This window comes from Enterobacter sp. E1 (genome assembly GCF_016809815.1).
Taxonomy (GTDB): domain Bacteria; phylum Pseudomonadota; class Gammaproteobacteria; order Enterobacterales; family Enterobacteriaceae; genus Enterobacter; species Enterobacter adelaidei.
In genome coordinates this window covers 270,446-296,088 of the sequence record NZ_JAFBJM010000004.1, presented here as the reverse complement: position 1 = coordinate 296,088, position 25,643 = coordinate 270,446, and the positions used below count along the sequence as shown (strand labels likewise).

The following is a 25,643-nucleotide window of genomic DNA, read 5'->3' as shown; positions in this document are numbered from 1 at the left end:
GGCCTTCGGGCCGCGTTTTTTTTGGCTCGTGAATAGTTACAACATACTGGCGGGTTTGCAGAGGAAATCTGCGGGTAACACTGTGATCGCCATCGCTTTGCAGATGGTTCTACCCCTTAATACCTGGGATGTTAAATCGTCTCCGCCTTTTTGTATGGCGAAATAAAAAATATTAATATAAATCATAATTATATGAAAAATAAAAAGCTACCGCTTTGGTGGTATTCGCTCTAATACCTCGCCTGAAAGTCCCTCGTCGTCTTGATCGTTATCAATTCTCCCCCTCTTTCAGGGCGTTACCTTCGCTGCAAATCAGCAATGTCGATTTAGAGAGCCACAGGCTCCACACAGGAGATACCCGATGAGCAAATTTTTGGACCGGTTTCGCTACTTCAAGCAGAAGGGTGAAACGTTTGCCGATGGGCACGGCCAGGTTCTGGAGACTAACCGGGACTGGGAAGACGGTTACCGCCAGCGCTGGCAGCATGACAAAGTCGTCCGTTCGACCCACGGCGTGAACTGCACTGGCTCATGTAGCTGGAAGATTTTCGTTAAGAACGGTCTGGTGACATGGGAAATGCAGCAGACCGACTATCCGCGCACTCGCCCGGATATGCCAAACCATGAGCCGCGCGGCTGCCCGCGTGGGGCGAGCTACTCCTGGTATCTCTACAGTGCTAACCGGCTGAAATACCCGCTGATGCGCAAGCGCCTGATGAAAATGTGGCGTGAAGCGAAAGTTCAGCACAGCGATCCGGTTGATGCCTGGGCGTCTATTATCGAAGACGCTGACAAAGCGAAAAGTTTTAAGCAGGCTCGCGGCCGCGGTGGCTTTGTGCGTTCTTCCTGGAAAGAGGTGAACGAGCTGATTGCTGCCTCTAACGTCTATACCGTTAAAACCTACGGTCCGGATCGTGTAGCGGGCTTCTCACCCATCCCGGCGATGTCGATGGTCTCTTACGCCTCCGGGGCTCGCTATCTGTCACTTATCGGCGGTACCTGCCTGAGCTTCTACGACTGGTACTGCGACCTGCCGCCGGCGTCTCCGCAGACCTGGGGCGAGCAGACCGACGTGCCGGAATCCGCCGACTGGTACAACTCCAGCTACATCATCGCCTGGGGCTCTAACGTGCCTCAGACCCGTACGCCTGACGCGCACTTCTTCACCGAAGTCCGTTACAAAGGCACCAAAACCGTAGCAGTGACCCCTGACTACGCGGAAATCGCCAAGCTCTGCGATCTGTGGCTGGCACCGAAGCAGGGTACCGATGCCGCGATGGCGATGGCGATGGGCCACGTCATGCTGCGTGAATTCCACCTGGATAAGCCTAGCCAGTACTTCACCGACTACGTGCGTCGTTACACTGACATGCCAATGCTGGTCATGCTGGAAGAGCGTGATGGCTACTACGCTGCAGGCCGTACGCTGCGTGCTGCCGATCTGGTGGACGCGCTGGGCCAGGAAAATAACCCTGAGTGGAAAACCGTTGCGTACACCAGCAACGGCGAGCTGGTGGCGCCAAACGGCTCTATCGGTTTCCGCTGGGGTGAGAAGGGTAAGTGGAATCTTGAGCAACGCAACGGCACGACCGGTGAAGAGACGGAACTGCGCCTGAGCATGCTGGGCAGTCAGGACGAGATCGCCGATGTGGGCTTCCCGTATTTCGGTGGTGAAGGTTCCGAGCACTTCAACAAGGTCGAGCTGCAGAACGTTCTGATGCATAAGCTGCCGGTAAAACGCCTGCAGCTGGCTGACGGCTCCACGGCGCTGGTCACCACCGTTTATGACCTGACCATGGCGAACTATGGTCTGGAACGTGGTCTGGGCGACGAAAACTGCGCAACTCACTACGACGAGGTGAAAGCCTACACCCCTGCGTGGGCGGAGCAGATCACTGGCGTTCCTCGGGCACAAATCACCCGTATCGCTCGTGAATTCGCAGAAAACGCCGACAAGACGCACGGCCGTTCGATGGTCATCGTCGGTGCCGGTCTGAACCACTGGTATCACCTCGATATGAACTATCGTGGCCTGATCAATATGCTGATCTTCTGCGGATGTGTCGGTCAGAGCGGCGGTGGCTGGGCGCACTACGTGGGCCAGGAAAAACTGCGTCCACAGACCGGCTGGCAGCCGCTGGCGTTTGCCCTCGACTGGCAACGTCCGGCACGTCACATGAACAGCACATCCTACTTCTATAATCACTCCAGCCAGTGGCGTTACGAGACCGTAACCGCGCAAGAACTGCTCTCGCCAATGGCGGATAAATCCCGTTACAGCGGCCACCTGATCGATTTCAACGTGCGCGCAGAGCGCATGGGCTGGCTGCCATCGGCACCTCAACTGGGCGCCAACCCACTGCGCATTGCAGAAGAGGCGAAGAAAGCGGGCATGTCGCCGGTGGATTACACCGTTAAGTCTCTCAAAGACGGTTCCATTCGTTTCGCGGCAGAACAGCCTGAGAACGGTAAAAACCATCCGCGTAACCTGTTCATCTGGCGCTCCAACCTGCTGGGCTCGTCCGGTAAAGGGCACGAGTACATGCTGAAATATCTGCTGGGCACCGAGAACGGTATTCAGGGGAAAGATCTGGGCAAGCAGGGCGGCGTGAAGCCAGAAGAAGTGGAATGGAAAGATAACGGCCTGGACGGCAAGCTGGATCTGGTGGTGACCCTGGACTTCCGTCTGTCCAGCACCTGCCTGTACTCCGACATTGTGTTGCCAACCGCGACCTGGTATGAAAAAGACGACATGAATACCTCGGATATGCATCCGTTTATTCATCCGCTGTCTGCGGCTGTTGACCCTGCGTGGGAATCGAAAAGCGACTGGGATATCTACAAAGACATCGCGAAGACATTCTCCGAAGTCTGCGTCGGGCATCTCGGCAAAGAGACTGACGTGGTGACGCTGCCCATCCAGCACGACTCCGCTGCCGAACTGGCGCAGCCGCTGGACGTGAAGGACTGGAAAAAAGGCGAGTGCGACCTGATCCCGGGTGTCACCGCACCACACATTATTGCGGTTGAACGCGACTACCCGGCAACCTGGGAGCGCTTTACCTCTATCGGCCCGCTGATGGAGAAAATCGGTAACGGTGGGAAAGGGATCGCCTGGAATACCCAGAGCGAAATGGATCTGCTGCGCAAGCTCAATTACACCAAAGCGGACGGCCCGGCCAAAGGTCAGCCAATGCTGAATACAGCGATTGATGCCGCAGAGATGATCCTGACTCTGGCACCGGAAACCAACGGCCACGTCGCCGTGAAAGCGTGGGCGGCACTGAGCGAGTTCACCGGCCGCGACCATACGCACCTGGCGACGAATAAAGAGGAAGAGAAAATCCGCTTCCGCGATATTCAGGCCCAGCCGCGCAAGATTATCTCCAGCCCGACCTGGTCAGGCCTGGAAGATGAGCATGTGTCCTATAACGCGGGCTACACCAACGTTCACGAGCTGATCCCATGGCGCACCCTGTCAGGCCGCCAGTCGCTGTATCAGGATCACCAGTGGATGCGCGACTTCGGTGAAAGCCTGCTGGTGTACCGTCCGCCAATCGACACCCGCTCCGTGAAAGCCGTGATGGGCGCGAAATCGAACGGTAACCCTGAGAAGGCGCTGAACTTCCTGACGCCGCACCAGAAGTGGGGTATTCACTCCACCTACAGCGACAACCTGCTGATGCTGACCCTGTCGCGCGGCGGTCCGATTGTCTGGATGAGCGAAACGGATGCCAAAGATCTGGGTATTGAAGATAACGACTGGATCGAAGTGTTCAACAGCAACGGTGCCCTGACGGCGCGTACGGTGGTGAGCCAGCGCGTACCGGCCGGGATGACCATGATGTACCACGCGCAGGAACGTATCGTTAATCTGCCGGGGTCAGAAATTACCGAGCAGCGCGGCGGGATCCACAACTCCGTGACCCGCATTACGCCGAAGCCGACCCATATGATCGGTGGCTATGCTCAGCTGGCCTACGGCTTTAACTACTACGGCACCGTAGGATCGAACCGCGATGAGTTCGTGGTGGTACGTAAGATGAAGAATATTAACTGGTTAGACGGCGAAGGTAATGACCAGGTACAGGAGAGCGTAAAATGAAAATTCGTTCACAAGTCGGCATGGTGCTGAATCTGGATAAATGCATCGGCTGCCATACCTGCTCGGTCACCTGTAAAAACGTCTGGACCAGCCGTGAAGGTATGGAATACGCCTGGTTCAACAACGTGGAAAGCAAGCCGGGCACCGGCTTCCCGACCGACTGGGAAAACCAGGAGAAGTGGAAGGGCGGCTGGATCCGTAAAATCAACGGCAAGCTGCAGCCGCGCATGGGTAACCGCGCTTGGCTTCTGGGAAAAATCTTCGCTAACCCGCATCTGCCGGGCATCGATGATTACTACGAGCCGTTTGACTACGACTACCAGAATCTGCACAACGCGCCGGAAGGCAAACACCAGCCGATCGCCCGTCCTCGCTCGCTGATTACCGGCCAGCGCATGGACAAGATCACCAGCGGTCCAAACTGGGAAGAGATTCTGGGCGGCGAGTTCGAGAAACGCGCCAAAGACCAGAACTTCGAGAACATGCAGAAGGCGATGTACGGCCAGTTCGAAAATACCTTCATGATGTATCTGCCGCGCCTGTGCGAGCACTGCCTCAACCCGGCGTGCGTGGCGACCTGCCCGAGCGGCGCCATCTACAAGCGTGAAGAAGACGGCATCGTGCTGATCGACCAGGATAAATGTCGCGGCTGGCGTATGTGCATCACCGGCTGCCCGTACAAAAAAATCTACTTCAACTGGAAGAGCGGGAAATCCGAGAAGTGCATCTTCTGTTATCCACGTATTGAAGCGGGGATGCCGACCGTCTGCTCTGAAAGCTGTGTAGGTCGTATTCGCTACCTCGGCGTGCTGCTGTATGACGCGGACGCGATTGAAAACGCCGCCAGCACCGAGCACGAGAAAGATCTGTATCAGCGTCAGCTGGACGTGTTCCTCGATCCTAACGATCCAAAAGTGATTGAACAGGCGCTGAAAGATGGCGTACCGCAGAGCGTGATCGACGCCGCGCAGCAGTCACCGGTGTACAAAATGGCGATGGACTGGAAGCTGGCGCTGCCGCTGCATCCGGAATACCGCACGCTGCCGATGGTCTGGTACGTGCCGCCTCTGTCGCCGATTCAGTCAGCTGCAGATGCGGGCGAACTGGGCAGCAACGGCATTCTGCCGGACGTGGAAAGCCTGCGTATTCCGGTTCAGTACCTGGCGAACCTGCTGACTGCCGGTGATACGCAGCCAGTACTGCTGGCACTCAAGCGGATGCTGGCAATGCGCCACTTCAAACGTGCGGAAACGGTAGACGGTGTTATTGATACCCGTGCGCTGGAAGAGGTCGGTCTGAGTGAAGCGCAGGCGCAGGAGATGTACCGCTATCTGGCCATTGCCAACTACGAAGACCGTTTCGTCGTACCGAGCAGCCACCGTGAACTGGCTCGCGAAGCCTTCCCGGAGAAAAACGGCTGCGGCTTTACCTTTGGCGACGGTTGCCACGGGTCAGACAGCAAATTCAACCTGTTCAACAGCCGCCGCATCGACGCCATGGATGTGACCAGTAAAACGGAGCCGCACCCATGATTGAACTTGTTATCGTTTCTCGTTTGCTCGAGTACCCGGATGCTGCGCTTGTGCAGCATCAACAGGAACTTTTCGATGCACTCGCAGCATCTGAAAACCTGGATAAAGAGGATGCCCAGACATTGGGCATTTTCTTCCGGGACCTGTTAACGCGTGATCTTCTGGATGCGCAGGCGGATTACAGCCAACTGTTTGACCGGGGTCGCGCAACCTCTTTACTGCTGTTTGAACATGTTCACGGTGAATCCCGTGACCGTGGTCAGGCGATGGTTGACCTGATGGCTCAGTATGAGCAGCACGGCCTGCAGCTCGACAGCCGCGAGCTGCCTGACCATCTGCCGCTGTATCTGGAGTATCTGGCGCAGTTGCCGAAAGAAGAGGCCCTCGGTGGTCTCCAGGATATCGCGCCGATCCTGGCGTTGCTCAGTGCGCGTCTTCAGCAGCGCGAGAGCCGCTATGCGGTACTGTTCGAGTTGCTGGTGAAACTGGCTAACGCATCTGTCGACAGTGAAAAAGTGGCGGAGAAAATCGCCGATGAAGCCCGCGACGATACGCCGCAGGCGCTGGATGCCGTCTGGGAAGAAGAACAGGTGAAATTCTTTGCTGACCAGAGCTGCGGCGAGTCTGAAATCTCGGCTCACCAGCGCCGTTTTGCCGGCGCTGTGGCCCCGCAATATTTGAATATCTCTAACGGAGGACGGCAATAATGCACTTCCTGAATATGTTCTTCTTTGACATTTACCCGTATATCGCGGGCACCGTGTTCCTGGTGGGAAGCTGGTTGCGTTATGACTACGGTCAGTACACCTGGCGTGCGGCCTCCAGCCAGATGCTGGATCGGAAAGGGATGCATGTGGGTTCTAACCTGTTCCACATCGGTATTCTGGGGATTTTTGCCGGTCACTTCCTCGGGATGCTGACGCCGCACTGGATGTATGAAGCGTGGCTGCCCATTGAGGTGAAGCAGAAGATGGCGATGATCGCAGGGGGTGCTTGCGGTGTGATGACGCTGGTGGGTGGTTTACTGCTGTTGAAACGCCGTCTGTTCAGCCCGCGTGTGCGTGCGACCACTACCGCAGCGGACATCCTGATCCTCTCCCTGTTAATGGTGCAGTGCGCGCTGGGCCTGCTGACCATTCCGTTCTCAGCACAGCATATGGACGGCAGCGAAATGATGAAGCTGGTCGGCTGGGCACAATCTGTGGTGACTTTCCACGGTGGTGCGTCGTCGCATCTGGACGGCGTGGCGTTTATCTTCCGCCTGCATCTGGTGCTGGGGATGACGCTGTTTGTGCTGTTCCCGTTCTCCCGACTGGTACATATCTGGAGCGCGCCGGTAGAGTATTTGACGCGCAAATACCAGATTGTGCGCGCCCGTCGCTAATTTGCTGTTTTGATCCCAACCCCGCACTCGCGGGGTTTTTTTTCGCCCCAGCCCAGGTTATTGCCAGCCGCAGCAAACAATATCAGTGCGCCGCCCGCCAGCTGCGTCAGGTTCAGCGAGTGTCCGAATACCAGATTATCGACAATAATCGCTACCACCGGATAGATAAACGACAACGAGCCGGTAATGGGTGTAGGCAGCTTCTGGATCGCGCTATAGAGCAACTGATACATAATGCCGGTATGGACGATGCCCAGCGTCAACAAAATTGACCACGGAAAATCCCCTGATAATGAGAGCATGTGGGCAAAAGGCAGAAGCATTACCACGCCGGTCAGCACCTGAATAAAGGCAATATGCTGCGGCGCAATAGATCGTAGCTTACGAGCGATAATGGCGGTCACTGCGTAGAAGAAGGCTGCCGCCATTGCCAGACCGATACCCGTCAGCCAGTTGGAACTATGCGCTCCGGTCAGCTCACTGGAAAGCAATATCACCACACCGCCAAAGGCGAGGAATAGCCAACCCCATTTCACCAGGCTGACGCGTTCACCTAAAAACATCCCCATCAAAACCAGCATAAACGGCTGGGTGTTATACACCACAGTAGAAAGACCAATAGAGATCCGTTCATAAGCAGCGAAGAGCAGGAGCCAGTTCACCACGAGTGCCACACCACCGAGAATGGCCAGTAACAGTGTTGTCCGGGTGAGGGGACTGAACGGCTTTTGACTCATCCAAATAAAAATAAACAGTGCGATGGCTCCGATAAGGCAGCGCCAGAACACAACTTCCGTTACTGGCAGACCGGAAAGTAAAACAAACGCGCCAATCGAGCCGGAAATTAACATCGCCAGGCTCATTTGCCAGACGCCTTTATGTAAATCACACATCATCCACCTCCTGATTGTATGACGCTATTGTCGAGAATCGCTGTCGGGTTTTACAGAAGTGATATAAGGTTGAATACGTTAATGACTTTTTAAAATTAGGTGAAAATGATGGAATACCTTCTCGATGATATCGACCGGCAAATTTTGGCCTGTCTGGTCGAGGATGCGCGTATGTCTTTGAAGGTGCTCAGCGGACGCATCGGTCTGACCTCACCCAGCACGGCAGAGCGGCTGAAAAGGCTGGAAGAGCGTGGTGTGATTCAGGGGTATGGCGCACGAGTGAATCTGGCGGCGCTGGGGTATACGCTGCAGGCGCTGGTGCGTGTGCGGCCTTTGCCGGGGTTATTGCATAAGGTGGATAAATACATTCAGGCGATGCCGGAGTGTATTGAGAGCGACAAAGTCACCGGGGAAGATTGCTTTGTGATTAGGCTGGTGGTGCGTTCAATCGAGCAGCTTGATGGGTTGCTGGACGGTTTGGCAGAACATGCCCAGTGCAATACGTCGATTGTGAAGAGTTCGCCGGTGAAGAGACGCTTGCCGCCGATGTAGTCGTTTGTCGCCAGGTGGTCGATTCGGTTTTGTTATGATTTTGGGAAATGATGGTGGTGGGGGAAGGATTACTCGGCGCGTTGCGCCTCGCCCTTCGGGTCGTTGCCTGCGGCAACGCTTTCTCGCTGCGCTCGAATCGAACCTTAGTCGAAGCTTCTCATCCTTCCCCGTTACGGAAATACATGATACTGGGTGCGAACAGAAGATTTGGAGTCATTTGAAAGTGATGGTGGTGGGGGAAGGATTCGAACCTTCGAAGTCGATGACGGCAGATTTACAGTCTGCTCCCTTTGGCCGCTCGGGAACCCCACCAGGGGTAATTCAAATTTTGAGGTACTGCTGAGAGATGGTGGTGGGGGAAGGATTCGAACCTTCGAAGTCGATGACGGCAGATTTACAGTCTGCTCCCTTTGGCCGCTCGGGAACCCCACCACGGGGTAATGCTTTTTACTGGCCTGCTTCCTGTCGGAAGCGGGGCGCATCATATCAAATGAGACGCCCCTGTAAAGCATTCCTTTAGGGAAATGAAGTTGTTTGGCTGCTTTTTATCCGTAAAGGTGCAAAGCTAATCAATTCATTTTCCAAAAGATTAAAGAATGATAGTTCTGTTACCGTAGACGAAGACGCGCTGGGCAAGCACCTGATACAACGCACGGCTTAAGACGTTCTTCTCGACGTCACGTCCCGCGCGCATCATGTCCTCTGCGGTATAGGTGTGATCCACGTGAATCACGTCCTGCATGATAATTGGACCTTCATCCAGATTGTCATTCACGTAGTGCGCAGTCGCACCGATAATCTTCACGCCACGCTCGTACGCCTGATGATAAGGACGTGCGCCAATAAAGGCTGGCAGGAACGAGTGGTGAATGTTGATAATCTTGTTTGGGAAACGCGCCACGAAGGATGGCGTCAGCACGCGCATGTATTTCGCCAGCACGACGTAGTCGGGATTATGCGCTTCAATGGCCTGCGCCATCAGGTCGTCGTGCTCTTCACGCGTATGACCTTCGTGACTCACCAGTTCGAACGGAATATCAAAACGCTCAACAAGCGTGCGCAGCGTCTCGTGATTGCCGATCACGGCAGCAATTTCGACATCCAGGCCACCGTAGTTTGCTTTCATCAACAGATCGCCAAGGCAATGTGCTTCTTTGGTCACCAGAATCACGACGCGGCGTCGACCTGCAGGCGTCAGTTCACGTATGGAGCCTTCCGGCAACGCGCTATCCAGATCGGCAAGCAGGGTCGTGTCGTTGAAAATACCTTCCAGTTCGGTACGCATGAAGAAACGACCGGTACGGTGGTCAACGAACTCGTTGTTCTGCACGATATTCAGTTCATGTTTGTAACAAATGTTGGTAATTCGTGCGATCAGTCCTTTTTGATCGGGACAGATGGTGCGCAGAACTTTACGTTGTAGTGATTGCATCGCCGGGAAATCCTGTTTGTGTATTTGCGAAGTCTGGGTTGTCAGGCATTACTGCCCGCAACACTTTTTAAATTTTTTACCTGAACCGCATGGGCAGGGATCGTTACGACCAAACTGTGGGCGCGTTCCGTCAATATAATACCATTGCCCGCTTTCCTTTAAGAACCGGGAACTCTCGATAATGGCCGCCGTTTTATCGCGCTCGATAAAGCGGGCAACAAAGCTGACGTAGCCTTCGTTGTCGTCGTTTCCGGCCGATGCTTCAAAAACGGTCAGTCCAAGCCACTGCGTGTTGGCGAAGCCAGCTTCAATGTCCTGGCGAAAATCGGCGGCATGGCAAGACGGGTGCCAGGTTTTGATCAGATAGTCTGCGTCTTTGATCACAAAAGCAGTGTACCGTGAACGCATGAGGTGTGACGGGTCTGGTGCAACCTGATCGCCAGAAAGATATCGCTGGCAACATAGGCTATACTCCAGAGCGCTACCACAAGGGCAGAGTTGAGACACGATTCTCTTCCTGGAACAAAAAATAAGGGCGTAAAACGCTTCGGGTAGCACTATGTTAACTGAGCAGTTGCGTTGATGTCATGTCAGGAATCCAGGGGACGTAAAACAGGGCTAATGAGAAAGGTTAAAATTGGACTGGCGCTGGGCTCAGGTGCAGCCCGGGGATGGTCACACATCGGCGTGATTAATGCCTTAAACCAGATGGGTGTTGAGGTTGATATTGTTGCAGGGTGTTCAATAGGATCGCTTGTCGGCTCCGCTTACGCGTGCGGAAAGCTTCCGGAACTTGAAACCTGGGTACGTTCCTTCAGCTACTGGGACGTGCTGCGCCTGATGGACCTCTCATGGCAGCGTGGTGGGCTGTTGCGCGGTGAACGCGTTTTTAACCAGTTCCGCCAGGTTATGCCTCTTGAAGACTTCACTGACTGTCAGATGCCTTTCGGCGCTGTTGCGACGAACCTCAGCACGGGACGCGAGCTTTGGCTTACTGAAGGTGATATTCATCTTGCCGTTCGTGCCTCCTGCAGTATGCCGGGACTAATGGCTCCTGTTCCGCATAACGGTTACTGGCTTGTCGATGGTGGCGTTGTTAACCCGGTCCCTATCTCCCTGACGCGTGCGATGGGTGCCGACATCGTCATTGCCGTGGATTTACAGCATGACGCCCACCTGATGCAACAAGACCTCATGCCGGTGAATCTCCAGAGCGAAGATGCCGAAGGCGAGAAACTGGCCTGGCATGAACGTTTGCGTGGAAGAATCGGGCGTATGGCCGCACGACGCTCTGTGACTGCGCCGACGGCCATTGAAATTATGACTACCTCTATCCAGGTTCTTGAGAATCGCCTTAAGCGAAACCGCATGGCTGGCGACCCTCCAGATATTCTGATTCAACCGTACTGTCCGCAAATATCTACCCTTGATTTCCATCGAGCTGAGGCCGCCATCGCAGCGGGCTCGATAGCCGTCGAAAAGAAAATGGATGAGCTGTTGCCTTTTGTGCGAACAGCACGTTAAGCACCTTTTTTTGATTACTTCAGCAAAATCTGACAGGCGGTAGTGCTGATAGCATGCCACTATTTAATTACTGTCAGCCAGGGGAGGAACCATGACGCAGCCATTGGCCGGAAAACACATTTTGATTGTTGAAGACGAGGCCGTTTTCCGATCGCTACTGGATTCGTGGTTATCCTCAATGGGAGCAATCACTTCGCTGGCTGAAGATGGCATAGACGCACTGGAAAAAATGGTCAGCATCACCCCGGACCTGATGATTTGTGACATTGCGATGCCGCGTATGAACGGACTGAAGCTGGTTGAACATCTGCGTAACGAAGGCAATCAGACACCGATTCTGGTGATATCTGCCACAGAGAATATGGCAGATATTGCCAAAGCGCTGCGAATTGGGGTTCAGGATATCCTGCTTAAACCGGTCAAGGACCTGAACCGGTTACGAGAGACGGTGTTAGCTTGTCTTTATCCGAACATGTTTAATTCCCGGGTAGAGGAAGAGGAACGTCTGTTTCAGGACTGGGATGCCCTGGTAAGTAATCCACCTGCCGCGGCTAAACTGTTACAGGAACTCCAGCCGCCCGTACAGCAAACTATTTCACATTGTCGGATAAACTATCGCCAGCTGGTTGCTGCGGACCAACCTGGGCTGGTGTTGGATATTGCACCGCTGTCTGATTCAGACCTGGCTTTTTATTCCCTGGATGTTACCCGGGCAGGGGATAATGGTGTATTAGCGGCGTTATTACTTCGTGCGCTATTTAATGGTCTCTTGCAAGAGCAGCTATCGCATCAGGGGCAACGGCTTCCGGAACTGGGCAGTTTACTAAAACAAGTGAACCAACTTTTTCGTCAGGCCAATTTGCCTGGACAGTTTCCGCTATTGGTCGGTTATTACCATAGTGGTTTAAAGAATCTGATCCTCGTTTCAGCGGGCCTCAACGCCTCACTGAATACGGGTGAACATCATATTCAGGTAAGCAACGGTGTGCCGCTTGGGACACTGGGAACAGCGTATCTTAATCAAATTAGCCATCGTTGCTCCTCCTGGCAGTGCCAAATTTGGGGTGCCGGGGGACGGTTACGATTAATGTTGTCCACGGAATAAGCAATTGGATCGTAATTTTAAGATTGCTTTACCTGTGTTTTGTGGGGAGTGCTACTATCCCTGCCCAGATTCATGCGTATTTATCCTAATTGATCGGCAACGCGTTCTTTTCAGACCCGAACTGTGGGGCGAGGCTGATATACTCAACGCGTTATTTATTGCATAAAAGTTCAAAACTTGAACAGCTCAGGAGAATTTGAATGGCTGCCCTAAATTCGAAAGTCAGAAAGGCCGTTATCCCGGTAGCGGGATTGGGGACCAGGATGTTACCAGCAACTAAGGCGATTCCTAAAGAGATGCTGCCTCTGGTTGATAAGCCATTAATCCAGTACGTCGTTAATGAGTGTATCGCAGCCGGCATCACTGAAATTGTGCTGGTTACGCATTCATCAAAAAACTCTATCGAAAACCATTTCGATACAAGTTTTGAACTTGAAGCCATGCTGGAAAAGCGTGTTAAGCGTCAGTTGTTACAGGAAGTGCAGTCTATTTGCCCTCCGCACGTGACTATTATGCAGGTTCGTCAGGGGCTGGCTAAAGGCCTGGGTCATGCGGTTATGTGTGCCCACCCTGTTGTCGGTGATGAGCCAGTGGCGGTAATACTGCCTGACGTTATTCTGGATGAATACGAATCAGATCTTTCTCAGGATAATTTGGCTGAGATGATCAAGCGTTTTGATGAAACAGGTAGCAGCCAGATTATGGTTGAGCCAGTTGAAGACGTAACCGCTTACGGTGTGGTTGACTGCAAAGGCGTTAACCTTGAGCCTGGCGAAAGCGTGCCAATGGTTGGCGTTGTAGAGAAGCCAAAAGCCGACGTGGCGCCTTCTAACCTGGCAGTGGTGGGTCGCTATGTCCTGAGTGCGGAAATCTGGCCTCTGCTTGCTAAAACGCCTCCAGGAGCGGGTGATGAGATCCAACTGACCGATGCTATTGATATGCTGATCGAGAAAGAGACCGTTGAGGCTTACCATATGAAAGGTAAGAGCCATGACTGCGGTAATAAGCTCGGTTATATGCAGGCATTTGTTGAATATGGCATTCGCCACAATACCCTGGGTGAAGAATTTAAAACCTGGCTCAAAGAGAGCGTGGGTATTAAGAAATAACCAAGGCAGCAAATGTTTGAGACCGGTGAGGCGTTGCCCACCGGTTTTTTTATGCCCATAACACTCGTTATCCCGCTTGAATGTAAGAGATGGCAATAGCCGAATAAGATTCTATGACAGAGTGTAAGGGGATGTTGGTGATAAAATTGTGGTTAAAAAAAATCCCGCATTACGCGGGATTTTATGGAATGTGGCTTGATTAATCCTTGATCAGGAAGTCATCCAGCTGTTTACCTTGCTCATCCATGGCTTTCTTGATAACAGCAGGAGTACGACCCTGGCCAGTCCAGGTTTTAGTTTCGCCATTCTCATCAACGTAGCTATATTTAGCAGGACGGGCAGCGCGTTTTGCTTTGGTGCCGGTTTTAGCTGCAGCCATGCTGTTCAGCAATTCGTTTGGATCGATACCATCAGCAATCAGCATTTCACGATATTGTTGCAGTTTACGAGTGCGCTCTTCGATTTCAGCTGCTGCAGCGCTTTCTTCTTCGCGACGTTCATTAACTACAACTTCTAATTTTTCCAGCATTTCTTCAAGCGTTTCGAGGGTGCATTCTCTAGCCTGCGCACGAAGAGTACGGATGTTGTTCAGAATTTTAAGTGCTTCGCTCATTGTAGTAATCTCAAACTTATAATGGGGGGGTGGTTTGTTGACCTAATAATAGAGCCATAAATTCAGTTGTGCAATAGCCAGGAATGTAAGGAATTCAAAAAATACTAAATAAAGCCACTATTATTAATTACGCTAACTTAAATTTCATCTCCCAGGAATCTCGCTTGTTATCAGCGTAAGCCTGCGCAACCTGCTCGATTGCATCTTTTTTTGTGACATTTACCGCAGGAATTATAGTTGCTGCGGATAAATATCAGCCTTTTGTATTAGTTCCATTGAGCGATGTTAAGACAGTAATAGTTAATAAATAGTGAATTTTAATGAACATTGATTCCACTATAAAATGAAGTGTTATGTTTGACTGACCTTATAACATATAGACCTGATTGATTACGTTTACTCTCTGTTTTAACGGATTATTTTCGTAATCTGAGGGTGCTTAACTCCGCTCTGAACCGCATCGTCTGTGCGCTGAGTCGCTGTTGACCAGACAAAATATGGTACAATCAATCATCGGGAATATTACACATTGATTAGGGTTTTACGGCCAATGGCACAACTTTATTTCTACTATTCGGCAATGAATGCCGGAAAATCCACAGCACTGCTTCAATCCTCGTACAATTACCAGGAACGAGGAATGCGTACTGTTGTTTATACGGCTGAAATTGACGATCGCTTTGGTGCAGGGAAGGTGAGTTCCAGAATAGGCCTTTCGTCTCCGGCCAGGCTGTTTAACCCGCAAACTGACCTGCTGGAGGACATTAGCGCAGCGCATGCCGCGCAGCCTATTCATTGTGTTCTGGTTGATGAGAGCCAGTTTCTGACGCGTGAGCAGGTTCATGCGCTTTCAGAGGTGGTAGATGAGCTCGATATCCCTGTTCTTTGCTATGGGCTGCGTACAGACTTCCGTGGCGAGCTATTCGCAGGGAGCCAGTATTTGCTTGCCTGGTCAGATAAACTCGTCGAACTCAAAACTATCTGCTTTTGCGGCAGGAAAGCCAGTATGGTGCTTCGTCTCGACCAGGCCGGAAAGCCTTATGCAGATGGTGAGCAGGTGGTGATAGGCGGCAATGAACGCTATGTTTCTGTCTGCCGTAAGCATTATAAAGAAGCGCTGTCTGTAGGCTCGCTGACGGCGATTCAGCACGACAACAGAAAATAATTTTCACCGTGTTCTTCAGACATAAAAAAACCCGCCATTGGCGGGTTTTTTATCAGACTGTCAGTTAAGCGCTTTTCTTCGCTTTTTTGTCAGCTTTTACCGCAGGAGCTTCAACTTTAGCCACTGCTACATCACCTTCTTTGAACTCACGACCGTAGTAGGTATCCAGCAGAATCTGTTTCAGCTCGGAGATCAGTGGGTAGCGCGGGTTAGCACCAGTACACTGGTCATCGAAGGCATCTTCAGACAGTTTATCTACGTGGGCGAGGAAGTCAGCTTCCTGAACGCCAGCTTCACGGATAGATTTAGGAATACCCAGTTCAGCTTTAAGGCTTTCCAGCCATGCCAGCAGTTTCTCAATCTTAGCAGCAGTACGGTCACCCGCAGCGCTCAGACCCAGATGGTCTGCAATTTCAGCGTAACGGCGACGTGCTTGCGGACGGTCGTACTGGCTGAATGCAGTCTGCTTGGTTGGGTTATCATTCGCGTTATAACGGATAACGTTGCTGATCAGCAGGGCGTTCGCCAGACCGTGAGGAATGTGGAACTGAGAACCCAGTTTGTGCGCCATTGAGTGGCAAACACCCAGGAAGGCGTTAGCAAACGCGATACCGGCGATGGTTGCTGCACTGTGTACACGCTCACGTGCTACAGGGTTTTTCGACCCTTCATTGTAGGACGCTGGCAGATTTTCTTTCAGCAGTTTCAGAGCCTGCAGAGCCTGACCATCAGAGAACTCAGACGCCAGTACGGAAACGTAAGCTTCCAGAGCGTGAGTTACCGCATCCAGACCACCGAAGGCACACAGTGATTTCGGCATTTCCATGACCAGGTTGGCGTCAACAATCGCCATGTCTGGGGTCAGTGCGTAGTCAGCCAGTGGGTATTTCTGACCTGTTGCATCGTCAGTAACAACCGCAAACGGAGTCACTTCTGAACCGGTACCGGAAGTGGTAGTAACGGCGATCATTTTCGCTTTTACGCCCATTTTCGGGAACTTGTAGATACGTTTACGGATATCCATAAAGCGCAGCGCCAGTTCTTCGAAGTGAGTTTCCGGATGTTCGTACATTACCCACATGATTTTCGCGGCGTCCATTGGGGAACCACCACCCAGTGCGATAATCACATCTGGTTTGAAGGAGTTCGCCAGTTCAGCACCTTTGCGAACAACGCTAAGGGTTGGGTCAGCTTCAACTTCAAAGAAGACTTCAGTTTCGACGCCAGCCGCTTTCAGAACAGAGGTGATCTGGTCAGCGTAGCCGTTGTTGAACAGGAAACGGTCAGTCACGATGAGCGCACGTTTGTGGCCATCAGTAATCACTTCATCCAGCGCAATTGGCAGAGAGCCACGGCGGAAGTAGATAGATTTCGGAAGTTTGTGCCACAACATGTTTTCAGCTCGCTTAGCAACGGTTTTCTTGTTGATCAGATGTTTTGGACCAACGTTTTCAGAGATGGAGTTACCACCCCAGGAACCACAACCCAGAGTCAGGGAAGGTGCGAGTTTGAAGTTGTACAGGTCACCGATACCACCCTGAGAAGCAGGGGTGTTAATCAGGATACGTGCAGTTTTCATCTTCTGACCGAAGTGAGCAACACGTTCTGGCTGATTATCCTGGTCGGTGTACAGGCAAGAGGTGTGACCGATACCGCCCATGGCAACCAGTTTCTCTGCTTTCTCTACTGCATCGTCGAAATCTTTCGCGCGGTACATTGCCAGAGTCGGAGACAGTTTTTCATGTGCAAATGGCTCGCTCTCATCAACAACTTTCACTTCACCGATCAGGATCTTAGTGGTTGCCGGAACGGTGAAACCTGCGAGTTCAGCAATTTTATACGCTGGCTGCCCAACGATAGCGGCGTTCAGTGCGCCATTTTTCAGGATGATGTCCTGAACGGCTTTCAGCTCTTTGCCCTGCAGCATGTAGCCGCCGTGGCTGGCGAAACGTTCGCGAACCGCTTCATATACGGAATCTACAACAACAACGGACTGTTCAGATGCACAGATAACGCCGTTATCGAAGGTTTTGGACATCAGTACAGAAGCAACAGCACGTTTGATATCAGCCGTTTCGTCGATAACAACAGGAGTGTTACCTGCGCCTACGCCGATTGCTGGTTTACCGGAGCTGTACGCTGCTTTAACCATGCCAGGACCACCGGTCGCCAGGATCAGGTTAATGTCTGGGTGGTGCATCAGTGCGTTGGACAGTTCAACAGAAGGTTGGTCAATCCAGCCGATCAGGTCTTTTGGTGCGCCTGCAGCGATAGCCGCCTGCAATACGATATCAGCAGCTTTGTTCGTTGCATCTTTAGCACGTGGGTGCGGAGAGAAGATGATTGCGTTACGGGTCTTCAGGCTAATCAGTGATTTGAAGATAGCAGTAGACGTTGGGTTGGTGGTTGGAACGATACCGCAAATGATGCCGATAGGTTCTGCAATCGTGATAGTACCGAAGGTGTCGTCTTCAGACAGCACGCCACAGGTTTTCTCATCTTTATAGGCGTTGTAGATATACTCAGAAGCAAAGTGGTTTTTGATCACTTTATCTTCAACGATACCCATACCGGATTCGGCAACGGCCATTTTAGCGAGAGGGATTCGAGCATCTGCAGCAGCCAGAGCGGCCGCGCGGAAGATTTTATCAACCTGTTCTTGGGTGAAATTGGCATATTCACGCTGGGCTTTTTTAACGCGCTCGACGAGGGCGTTCAGTTCAGCGATATTAGTAACAGCCATAATGCTCTCCTGATAATGTTTAAACTCTTTTAGTAAACCAGCGCTCGATACGTCAGACAGTATAGACAGAGCTGATATGACTTGCGTAACACAAAATAAAACAAAGAGTTACTTTCTACACCAGCACACTAATTTACTAAAAGAGCCTTACCTTAGCATCATCCCTTTTTGTCAGGTGACCTCCCTGGGGTGTAACCAAGATTACTCACTTCTGAGTACGGAAATCATGATCTGCGTCAATTTTCCCCCAAGCTGATACCTTTCAGCAGGGTTATTTCTTTGAGATTTTTCCAGTGTTAAATAATTACGTAAGTATTGGAAGTGGCGCTATCATTGATTCTACATATGTTTAACATCCTGAAATGATAACGTTTTGGCACAGATTTCGAGTGAAGTATGCTAATAAAAAGGGTATCTTCAGCGCGATTTCACATGACAAATTGTCAGTCCCGGGCATGCGCATAAGCGGAGCAAAACGTGATCCAAACGCTCTTTGATTTTCCAACGTATTTTAAATTTTTTATTGGTTTGTTTGCCCTGGTCAACCCGGTGGGGATCATTCCTGTCTTCATTAGTATGACCAGTTACCAGACGGCGGCGGCCAGGAACAAGACCAACCTCACCGCCAACCTGTCAGTGGCTATCATATTGCTCACCTCCCTTTTTCTGGGGGACGCCATTCTTCAGCTCTTCGGGATTTCGATCGACTCTTTCCGCATTGCGGGTGGGATCCTGGTTGTGACCATCGCCATGTCTATGATCAGCGGTAAGCTGGGTGAGGATAAACAGAACAAACAGGAGAAGTCAGAAACTGCCATCCGTGAAAGCATTGGCGTGGTACCGCTGGCGTTACCGCTTATGGCTGGCCCCGGAGCCATCAGTTCAACGATTGTCTGGGGCACGCGTTACCATAGCCTGATGCATTTGATTGGCTTTTCCGTGGCCATTGCCATTTTCGCGCTCTGCTGCTGGGGAGTATTCCGCATGGCGCCCTGGCTGGTGCGCTTATTGGGGCAGACGGGCATCAACGTTATAACCCGTATCATGGGCCTGCTGTTGATGGCGTTAGGGATCGAATTTATTGTCACCGGTATTAAAAGCATTTTCCCCGGCTTGTTACACTAATATTTCATATGAAAGAACGGAGCTACAGCTCCGTTTTTTTACGTGATTATCAGCAAATCATATAACTAAAGTTGAAATGCTCACATATCATAATAAATTCTACTAATAATGTTCATCTCTTGTATTTCAATAAGTTATTAATTTCCTTCCAACCCACCTGCGCAGAAAACCTTCGATCGCTCTGTTATTTTACTCACATGATACTCTGGGGCTTGCTGAGAGATAACCGAAATGATATTAGTAATTTCAACATTCCCCTAGATGAATGTGCTAAATAATAACCAGTTGTTAAATTTTTGTACAAAAACACTCGATGATAGCGCAGCGACGCGCTTGTAGAGGAGGTTTCCTCTATCTTATTGAATGTCATGTTTTTTAGTGGCGTTTGATGTCTGGCAGGGCTGCCCTCAACGATACGGCTCTCACCGTAAAAGAGAATTGCTTAACAAATTTGCAAAATGTATTGGCGTGCGTTTACGCCATTTGATACTTTCCGGCCTACTATTTTGCAGCATAAAACAAGTAGATGAGAATTATTTTCATATGCTTCTCTTCTCAGATATCCAGCGCAGGTCTCAAACAGGGGAGGCCTGTAAAGAATCGACGCAAGACGGCCATACGAGCGGTCAGTAATAAAAAAGTCGGTGATAGCAAGAAGTAAAAAAGAAGAACCTGGCAGCAGCAAAAAAAACTCCTGCGCTGTACAGGCCCCAACAGGGGATTACACAGCTGGCGAAGGCCAGTCATTATAATGAGTGGAGTACCAACACAATGTCCATCATCACAAAAAAAAATCTGGTAGCGGCGGGGATTTTAACTGCGCTAATCGCGGGCAACGCTGCAATGGCTGCGGACGTACCTGCAGGTGTTCAACTGGCTGAAAAACAGACGTTGGTTCGTAACAACGGTGCGGAAGTTCAGTCTCTTGACCCGCATAAAATTGAAGGTGTTCCCGAGTCAAACGTTAACCGCGACCTGTTCGAAGGTCTGCTGGTGACTGACGTAGACGGCCACCCGGCACCTGGTGTGGCAGAAAAATGGGAAAATAAAGATTTCAAAGTCTGGACTTTCCATCTGCGTAAAGATGCGAAATGGTCAGACGGCACGCCGGTTACCGCCGAAGATTTCGTTTATAGCTGGCAGCGTCTGGCGAATCCAAATACTGCCTCTCCGTATGCGAGCTACCTGCAATATGGCCACATTGCCAATATTGATGACATCATCGCAGGCAAAAAACCGGTCACCGACCTGGGCGTGAAAGCGATCGATGCGAATACCTTTGAAGTCACGTTGAGCGAACCTGTTCCGTACTTCTATAAGCTGCTTGTTCACCCGTCTGTTTCTCCAGTTCCAAAATCCGCAGTGGAAAAATTTGGTGAAAAATGGACTCAGCCTGCCAATATCGTGACCAACGGTGCCTACAAACTGAAAGACTGGGTAGTCAACGAACGTATGGTTCTGGAGCGTAACCCGCAATATTGGGACAACGCGAAAACCGTGATTAATCAGGTGACGTACCTGCCAATTTCTTCCGAAGTGACTGACGTTAACCGCTACCGTAGTGGTGAAATTGACATGACCTATAACAACATGCCGATTGAACTGTTCCAGAAGCTGAAAAAAGAAATTCCTAAAGAAGTGCATGTCGATCCGTATCTGTGCACCTATTACTACGAAATCAACAACCAGAAAGCACCATTCACCGATGTTCGTGTCCGTACGGCACTGAAACTGGCACTGGATCGCGATATCATCGTGAACAAAGTGAAAAACCAGGGCGATCTGCCAGCATACAGCTATACCCCTCCATACACCGATGGCGCAAAACTGACTGAACCAGATTGGTTCAAACAGACGCAAGAGCAGCGTAACGCAGAAGCGAAGAAACTGCTCGCCGAAGCTGGCTATACTGCTGATAAGCCGCTGACCTTCAGCCTGCTGTATAACACCTCCGATCTGCACAAAAAACTGGCTATCGCCGTCGCCTCGATCTGGAAAAAGAACCTGGGCGCAAACGTGAAGCTGGAGAACCAGGAGTGGAAGACCTTCCTGGATAGCCGTCATCAGGGCACCTTCGATGTCGCGCGTGCTGGCTGGTGTGCGGACTATAACGAACCAACCTCCTTCCTGAACACCATGCTGAGCGACAGCTCGAACAACACCGCGCACTATAAGAGCCCGGCATTCGACAAGCTGATTGGCGACACGCTGAAAACAACTGACGAAGCACAGCGTACTGAACTGTACTCTAAAGCTGAGCTGCAGTTGGATAAAGATTCCGCGATCGTTCCGGTTTACTACTACGTCAACGCCCGTCTGGTGAAACCGTGGGTAGGTGGCTATACCGGTAAAGACCCGATGGATAATATCTACGTTAAAAACTTGTATATTATCAAGCATTAATGGCAATGAGTGGGGCGAGTTCACTCGCCCCACGGTGTCTAACCGACGTCACAATATATAGGCACACGCCAGAAGGTACGGGCAATGTTTAAATTTATCCTACGTCGCTGTCTTGAAGCGATTCCAACGCTGTTTATTCTGATAACAATTTCCTTCTTCATGATGCGTCTTGCGCCGGGAAGTCCATTTACCGGTGAACGTACGTTGCCGCCAGAAGTCATGGCGAATATTGAAGCGAAATATCACCTGAACGATCCTATCTCCACCCAATACTTCAATTATCTGAAGCAGCTGGCTCACGGTGATTTTGGACCGTCATTCAAATATAAAGACTATTCCGTTAACGACCTGGTGGCTTCCAGCTTCCCGGTATCGGCAAAGCTGGGTGCTGCGGCATTCTTGTTGGCCGTTGTTCTCGGGGTGACTGCAGGCGTTATCGCCGCGCTTAAACAAAATACCAAATGGGATTATACCGTAATGGGGGTGGCGATGACTGGGGTAGTCATACCCAGCTTCGTTGTCGCGCCGTTACTGGTGATGATATTTGCCATCACGCTGAAATGGCTACCTGGCGGTGGCTGGAACGGCGGGGCGTTAAAGTTCATGATTTTGCCGATGGTGGCATTATCTCTGGCGTACATCGCCAGCATTGCGCGTATCACCCGTGGTTCAATGATCGAAGTGTTGCATTCGAACTTCATTCGAACCGCGCGCGCTAAAGGGCTGCCGATGCGTCGGATTATCTTCCGCCACGCGCTCAAACCGGCGCTGTTGCCTGTGCTCTCCTACATGGGGCCGGCATTCGTCGGTATCATCACTGGCTCAATGGTTATCGAAACGATCTACGGTCTGCCGGGTATTGGTCAACTGTTCGTAAATGGCGCGCTCAACCGCGACTATTCGCTGGTACTGAGCCTGACCATTCTCGTTGGTGCGCTGACCATTCTCTTTAACGCAATTGTCGATGTGCTGTATGCCGTCATCGACCCGAAAATCCGTTACTAACTGGAGCACGCCATGATGTTGAGTAAGAAAAACAGCGAGGCGCTGGAAAACTTCAGTGAAAAACTGGAAGTAGAAGGTCGTAGCCTCTGGCAGGACGCGCGCCGCCGCTTTATGCACAACCGTGCCGCGGTAGCCAGTCTGGCCGTACTGGTGATCATCGCGCTGTTTGTGACCCTGGCGCCGATGCTGTCGCAATTTACCTATTTCGACACCGACTGGGGCATGATGTCCAGCGCACCTGATATGGAGTCCGGACACTATTTTGGTACGGATTCCTCCGGACGCGATCTGCTGGTACGAGTGGCTATCGGAGGCCGTATTTCGCTGATGGTTGGTATCGCTGCTGCACTGGTGGCGGTGATTGTGGGCACGCTCTATGGCTCACTCTCAGGCTACCTTGGCGGTAAAGTGGACTCCGTGATGATGCGTCTGCTGGAAATCCTGAACTCCTTCCCGTTCATGTTCTTCGTTATCCTGTTGGTGACCTTCTTTGGCCAGAACATCCTGTTGATTTTCGTGGCTATCGGGATGGTTTCCTGGCTGGATATGGCGCGTATTGTCCGCGGACAGACACTGAGCCTCAAACGCAAAGAGTTTATCGAAGCCGCGCAGGTGGGTGGCGTATCAATCGGTAATATTGTGGTTCGCCATATCGTTCCTAACGTGCTGGGGGTGGTGGTGGTTTATGCTTCACTGCTGGTACCAAGCATGATTCTGTTCGAATCCTTCCTGAGCTTCCTGGGGCTGGGTACGCAAGAGCCTCTGAGCAGCTGGGGTGCACTCCTGAGTGATGGTGCAAACTCCATGGAAGTCTCTCCGTGGTTACTACTTTATCCGGCGGGTTTCCTGGTCGTTACCCTGTTTTGTTTCAACTTTATCGGCGATGGCCTGCGTGATGCCCTCGACCCGAAAGACCGTTAAGGAGCGCCGTCATGACAATTATTGAAACGGCCACTGCGCCGCAGGCGCAACAGCAGAGCAAACTTCTGCTGGATGTGAAAGATCTCCGTGTAACCTTTAAAACCCCGGACGGAGACGTAACCGCCGTTAACGATCTCAACTTCGACCTGCGTGCAGGTGAAACGCTGGGGATTGTTGGTGAATCTGGTTCCGGAAAATCCCAGACTGCATTTGCGTTGATGGGACTGCTGGCTGCAAACGGTGTTATCGGAGGTTCCGCGAAATTCAACGGACGTGAAATCCTCAACTTGCCGGAACATGAGCTGAACAAGCTGCGTGCCGAGCAGATCTCGATGATTTTCCAGGATCCGATGACTTCGCTGAACCCGTACATGCGTGTTGGCGAGCAGCTGATGGAAGTCCTGATGCTGCACAAAGGTCTGGGCAAAGCGGAAGCGTTTGAAGAGTCAGTCAAAATGCTGGATGCGGTGAAAATGCCGGAAGCCCGTAAGCGCATGCGTATGTTCCCGCACGAATTTTCTGGCGGCATGCGTCAGCGTGTGATGATTGCGATGGCGTTGCTGTGCCGGCCAAAACTGCTGATTGCTGATGAACCCACCACCGCGCTGGACGTCACCGTTCAGGCACAAATCATGACCCTGTTAAACGAGCTTAAGCGCGAGTTCAACACAGCGATCATCATGATCACCCACGACCTTGGCGTTGTGGCGGGCATCTGTGACAAAGTGCTGGTGATGTATGCCGGCCGTACCATGGAATATGGCAACGCGCGTGATGTGTTCTATCACCCAGCCCACCCGTACTCAATTGGTCTGTTGAATGCGGTACCGCGTCTCGATGCGGAAGGGGAATCTCTGCTCACCATTCCGGGTAACCCGCCAAACCTGCTGCGTCTGCCGAAAGGTTGTCCGTTCCAGCCGCGTTGCCCGCATGCGATGGAAATCTGCAACAGCGCTCCGCCGCTGGAAGCGTTTGCACCAGGCCGCCTGCGCGCCTGCTTTAAGCCGCAGGAGGAGTTGGTATGAACGCATTAGATGAAAAACGCAATGTGCTGCTCGAAATCGCTGACCTTAAAGTGCATTTTGACATCAAAGACGGTAAACAGTGGTTCTGGCAACCATCTAAGACCCTGAAAGCGGTCGATGGTGTCACGCTGCGTTTGTACGAAGGCGAAACCCTGGGCGTGGTAGGGGAGTCTGGCTGCGGTAAATCCACCTTCGCGCGCGCCATTATTGGTCTGGTAAAAGCCACCGGCGGCAAAGTGGCCTGGCTGGGTAAAGACTTGTTGGGGATGAAGCCTGACGAGTGGCGTGACGTGCGTAGTGATATCCAGATGATTTTCCAGGATCCACTGGCATCATTGAACCCGCGTATGACCATCGGTGAGATTATTGCCGAGCCGCTGCGTACTTATCATCCGAAGATGGCTCGTCAGGAAGTTCGCGATCGCGTGAAGGCGATGATGATGAAAGTTGGCCTGTTGCCTAACCTTATCAACCGCTACCCGCACGAATTCTCAGGCGGCCAGTGTCAGCGTATTGGTATTGCACGTGCGTTGATCCTCGAACCGAAGCTGATCATCTGTGATGAGCCCGTCTCCGCGCTGGACGTATCCATTCAGGCACAGGTGGTCAACCTGCTGCAGAAACTGCAGCGTGAAATGGGGCTGTCACTCATTTTTATCGCGCACGATCTGGCCGTGGTGAAACACATCTCGGACCGCGTACTGGTAATGTACTTAGGCCATGCAGTGGAGCTGGGCACCTATGATGAGGTGTACCACAACCCGTTGCACCCTTATACCAAAGCGCTGATGTCCGCAGTACCGATCCCCGATCCCGATCTGGAAAAGAATAAAACGATTCAGCTTCTGGAAGGGGAATTACCCTCACCGATTAACCCGCCGTCGGGCTGCGTCTTCCGTACGAGATGCCCAATGGCCGGGCCGGAATGTGCGAAAACGCGACCGGTTCTGGAAGGCAGTTTCCGACATGCGGTTTCCTGCCTGAAAGTAGACCCGTTATAATCGCAA

The 25,643-nt window shown here is 51.8% G+C and carries 20 protein-coding genes, 2 tRNA genes and 1 other RNA gene; 15 read left to right on the top strand and 8 right to left on the bottom strand.

Annotated elements, in window-relative coordinates; all coding sequences use genetic code 11:
- Positions 1–361 precede the first annotated feature (361 nt).
- The 4 genes from JGF26_RS13200 to narI are packed head-to-tail and all read left to right on the top strand — an operon-like array spanning position 362 to position 7,021.
- The gene (locus JGF26_RS13200) at positions 362–4,105 is read left to right on the top strand and encodes a nitrate reductase subunit alpha (RefSeq protein WP_134708100.1); all 3,744 of its coding nucleotides are present in this window, start codon (positions 362–364) and stop codon (positions 4,103–4,105) included.
- A complete protein-coding gene (gene narH, locus JGF26_RS13195; RefSeq protein ID WP_028018760.1) occupies positions 4,102–5,637 on the top strand; it encodes a nitrate reductase subunit beta in 1,536 nt (511 codons plus the stop codon). The genes JGF26_RS13200 and narH overlap by 4 nt, the downstream gene beginning before the upstream one ends.
- Positions 5,634–6,344: a nitrate reductase molybdenum cofactor assembly chaperone gene (gene narJ / locus JGF26_RS13190; protein ID WP_028018761.1), complete on the top strand. Its 711-nt coding sequence runs from the start codon at positions 5,634–5,636 to the stop codon at positions 6,342–6,344. Before narH ends, narJ begins: the two co-directional genes overlap by 4 nt.
- The gene (gene narI / locus JGF26_RS13185) at positions 6,344–7,021 is read left to right on the top strand and encodes a respiratory nitrate reductase subunit gamma (RefSeq protein ID WP_108089734.1); all 678 of its coding nucleotides are present in this window, start codon (positions 6,344–6,346) and stop codon (positions 7,019–7,021) included. The genes narJ and narI overlap by 1 nt, the downstream gene beginning before the upstream one ends.
- Here narI and JGF26_RS13180 read toward each other — a convergent pair.
- Positions 7,018–7,914, bottom strand: a complete 897-nt coding sequence (locus tag JGF26_RS13180; RefSeq protein ID WP_134708213.1) for a DMT family transporter — start codon at positions 7,912–7,914, stop codon at positions 7,018–7,020. The genes narI and JGF26_RS13180 overlap by 4 nt on opposite strands.
- Positions 7,915–8,022: 108 nt before the next feature.
- Here JGF26_RS13180 and JGF26_RS13175 point away from each other — a divergent pair, with 108 nt between their 5' ends.
- On the top strand, positions 8,023–8,466 hold the full coding sequence (locus tag JGF26_RS13175) for an Lrp/AsnC family transcriptional regulator (protein WP_023312105.1): 444 nt from the start codon (positions 8,023–8,025) through the stop codon (positions 8,464–8,466).
- Between the two features lie 51 nt (positions 8,467–8,517).
- On the opposite strand, the gene JGF26_RS13170 is transcribed toward JGF26_RS13175, so the two are convergent.
- The 5 genes from JGF26_RS13170 to JGF26_RS13150 form a co-directional block, all read right to left on the bottom strand.
- Positions 8,518–8,648, bottom strand: a non-coding RNA gene (locus JGF26_RS13170) — RtT sRNA.
- Between the two features lie 45 nt (positions 8,649–8,693).
- Positions 8,694–8,778 (bottom strand) — tRNA-Tyr (locus JGF26_RS13165).
- A gap of 35 nt (positions 8,779–8,813) precedes the next feature.
- A tRNA-Tyr gene (locus JGF26_RS13160) sits at positions 8,814–8,898 on the bottom strand.
- 157 nt (positions 8,899–9,055) lie between these two features.
- The gene (gene purU / locus JGF26_RS13155; RefSeq protein WP_028018765.1) at positions 9,056–9,898 is read right to left on the bottom strand and encodes a formyltetrahydrofolate deformylase; all 843 of its coding nucleotides are present in this window, start codon (positions 9,896–9,898) and stop codon (positions 9,056–9,058) included.
- A 48-nt stretch (positions 9,899–9,946) separates the two neighbouring features.
- A complete protein-coding gene (locus tag JGF26_RS13150; RefSeq protein WP_134708101.1) occupies positions 9,947–10,405 on the bottom strand; it encodes a YchJ family protein in 459 nt (152 codons plus the stop codon).
- A 114-nt stretch (positions 10,406–10,519) separates the two neighbouring features.
- On the opposite strand from JGF26_RS13150, the gene rssA reads away from it, so the two are divergent.
- From rssA to galU, 3 genes are all read left to right on the top strand, one after another.
- Positions 10,520–11,422, top strand: coding sequence for a patatin-like phospholipase RssA (gene rssA / locus JGF26_RS13145; protein ID WP_108089736.1), 903 nt, complete (start codon positions 10,520–10,522; stop codon positions 11,420–11,422).
- A 91-nt stretch (positions 11,423–11,513) separates the two neighbouring features.
- The gene (gene rssB, locus JGF26_RS13140) at positions 11,514–12,527 is read left to right on the top strand and encodes a two-component system response regulator RssB (RefSeq protein ID WP_028018768.1); all 1,014 of its coding nucleotides are present in this window, start codon (positions 11,514–11,516) and stop codon (positions 12,525–12,527) included.
- Between the two features lie 200 nt (positions 12,528–12,727).
- Positions 12,728–13,636 (top strand): UTP--glucose-1-phosphate uridylyltransferase GalU, encoded by a 909-nt coding sequence (gene galU, locus JGF26_RS13135; protein WP_028018769.1) that lies wholly within the window; start codon positions 12,728–12,730, stop codon positions 13,634–13,636.
- Between the two features lie 199 nt (positions 13,637–13,835).
- Here the strand turns inward: galU and hns are convergent, their stop codons facing one another.
- Positions 13,836–14,249: a histone-like nucleoid-structuring protein H-NS gene (gene hns / locus JGF26_RS13130; protein WP_008502781.1), complete on the bottom strand. Its 414-nt coding sequence runs from the start codon at positions 14,247–14,249 to the stop codon at positions 13,836–13,838.
- 550 nt (positions 14,250–14,799) lie between these two features.
- Between hns and tdk the strand changes: the two genes are divergently transcribed.
- Positions 14,800–15,414: a thymidine kinase gene (gene tdk, locus JGF26_RS13125; protein ID WP_028018770.1), complete on the top strand. Its 615-nt coding sequence runs from the start codon at positions 14,800–14,802 to the stop codon at positions 15,412–15,414.
- Between the two features lie 64 nt (positions 15,415–15,478).
- Here the strand turns inward: tdk and adhE are convergent, their stop codons facing one another.
- A complete protein-coding gene (gene adhE / locus JGF26_RS13120) occupies positions 15,479–18,157 on the bottom strand; it encodes a bifunctional acetaldehyde-CoA/alcohol dehydrogenase (RefSeq protein ID WP_129323435.1) in 2,679 nt (892 codons plus the stop codon).
- A gap of 477 nt (positions 18,158–18,634) precedes the next feature.
- Here adhE and JGF26_RS13115 point away from each other — a divergent pair, with 477 nt between their 5' ends.
- From JGF26_RS13115 to oppF, 6 genes are all read left to right on the top strand, one after another.
- Positions 18,635–19,282: a YchE family NAAT transporter gene (locus tag JGF26_RS13115; RefSeq protein WP_021240330.1), complete on the top strand. Its 648-nt coding sequence runs from the start codon at positions 18,635–18,637 to the stop codon at positions 19,280–19,282.
- Positions 19,283–20,053: 771 nt separating this feature from the next.
- Positions 20,054–21,685, top strand: a complete 1,632-nt coding sequence (gene oppA / locus JGF26_RS13110) for an oligopeptide ABC transporter substrate-binding protein OppA (protein WP_028018772.1) — start codon at positions 20,054–20,056, stop codon at positions 21,683–21,685.
- Positions 21,686–21,769: 84 nt separating this feature from the next.
- The gene (gene oppB, locus JGF26_RS13105) at positions 21,770–22,690 is read left to right on the top strand and encodes an oligopeptide ABC transporter permease OppB (RefSeq protein ID WP_028018773.1); all 921 of its coding nucleotides are present in this window, start codon (positions 21,770–21,772) and stop codon (positions 22,688–22,690) included.
- Positions 22,691–22,702: 12 nt separating this feature from the next.
- Positions 22,703–23,611: an oligopeptide ABC transporter permease OppC gene (gene oppC, locus JGF26_RS13100; protein WP_049006867.1), complete on the top strand. Its 909-nt coding sequence runs from the start codon at positions 22,703–22,705 to the stop codon at positions 23,609–23,611.
- Positions 23,612–23,622: 11 nt separating this feature from the next.
- Positions 23,623–24,636 (top strand): ABC transporter ATP-binding protein, encoded by a 1,014-nt coding sequence (locus JGF26_RS13095; RefSeq protein WP_028018775.1) that lies wholly within the window; start codon positions 23,623–23,625, stop codon positions 24,634–24,636.
- Complete coding sequence (oppF, locus tag JGF26_RS13090) at positions 24,633–25,637, top strand: murein tripeptide/oligopeptide ABC transporter ATP-binding protein OppF (RefSeq protein ID WP_028018776.1); 1,005 nt, start codon at positions 24,633–24,635, stop codon at positions 25,635–25,637. Before JGF26_RS13095 ends, oppF begins: the two co-directional genes overlap by 4 nt.
- The last annotated feature ends 6 nt before the right edge of the window (positions 25,638–25,643 follow it).

Bases quoted from the DNA above. Each gene is read 5' to 3' on its own strand.
- JGF26_RS13200 (WP_134708100.1), top strand. From the start codon at position 362: ATGAGCAAATTTTTGGACCGGTTTCGCTACTTCAAGCAGAAGGGTGAA.
- narH (WP_028018760.1), top strand. From the start codon at position 4,102: ATGAAAATTCGTTCACAAGTCGGCATGGTGCTGAATCTGGATAAATGC.
- narJ (WP_028018761.1), top strand. From the start codon at position 5,634: ATGATTGAACTTGTTATCGTTTCTCGTTTGCTCGAGTACCCGGATGCT.
- narI (WP_108089734.1), top strand. From the start codon at position 6,344: ATGCACTTCCTGAATATGTTCTTCTTTGACATTTACCCGTATATCGCG.
- JGF26_RS13180 (WP_134708213.1), bottom strand. From the start codon at position 7,914: ATGTGTGATTTACATAAAGGCGTCTGGCAAATGAGCCTGGCGATGTTA.
- JGF26_RS13175 (WP_023312105.1), top strand. From the start codon at position 8,023: ATGGAATACCTTCTCGATGATATCGACCGGCAAATTTTGGCCTGTCTG.
- purU (WP_028018765.1), bottom strand. From the start codon at position 9,898: ATGCAATCACTACAACGTAAAGTTCTGCGCACCATCTGTCCCGATCAA.
- rssA (WP_108089736.1), top strand. From the start codon at position 10,520: ATGAGAAAGGTTAAAATTGGACTGGCGCTGGGCTCAGGTGCAGCCCGG.
- rssB (WP_028018768.1), top strand. From the start codon at position 11,514: ATGACGCAGCCATTGGCCGGAAAACACATTTTGATTGTTGAAGACGAG.
- galU (WP_028018769.1), top strand. From the start codon at position 12,728: ATGGCTGCCCTAAATTCGAAAGTCAGAAAGGCCGTTATCCCGGTAGCG.
- hns (WP_008502781.1), bottom strand. From the start codon at position 14,249: ATGAGCGAAGCACTTAAAATTCTGAACAACATCCGTACTCTTCGTGCG.
- tdk (WP_028018770.1), top strand. From the start codon at position 14,800: ATGGCACAACTTTATTTCTACTATTCGGCAATGAATGCCGGAAAATCC.
- adhE (WP_129323435.1), bottom strand. From the start codon at position 18,157: ATGGCTGTTACTAATATCGCTGAACTGAACGCCCTCGTCGAGCGCGTT.
- oppA (WP_028018772.1), top strand. From the start codon at position 20,054: ATGTCCATCATCACAAAAAAAAATCTGGTAGCGGCGGGGATTTTAACT.
- oppB (WP_028018773.1), top strand. From the start codon at position 21,770: ATGTTTAAATTTATCCTACGTCGCTGTCTTGAAGCGATTCCAACGCTG.
- oppC (WP_049006867.1), top strand. From the start codon at position 22,703: ATGATGTTGAGTAAGAAAAACAGCGAGGCGCTGGAAAACTTCAGTGAA.
- JGF26_RS13095 (WP_028018775.1), top strand. From the start codon at position 23,623: ATGACAATTATTGAAACGGCCACTGCGCCGCAGGCGCAACAGCAGAGC.
- oppF (WP_028018776.1), top strand. From the start codon at position 24,633: ATGAACGCATTAGATGAAAAACGCAATGTGCTGCTCGAAATCGCTGAC.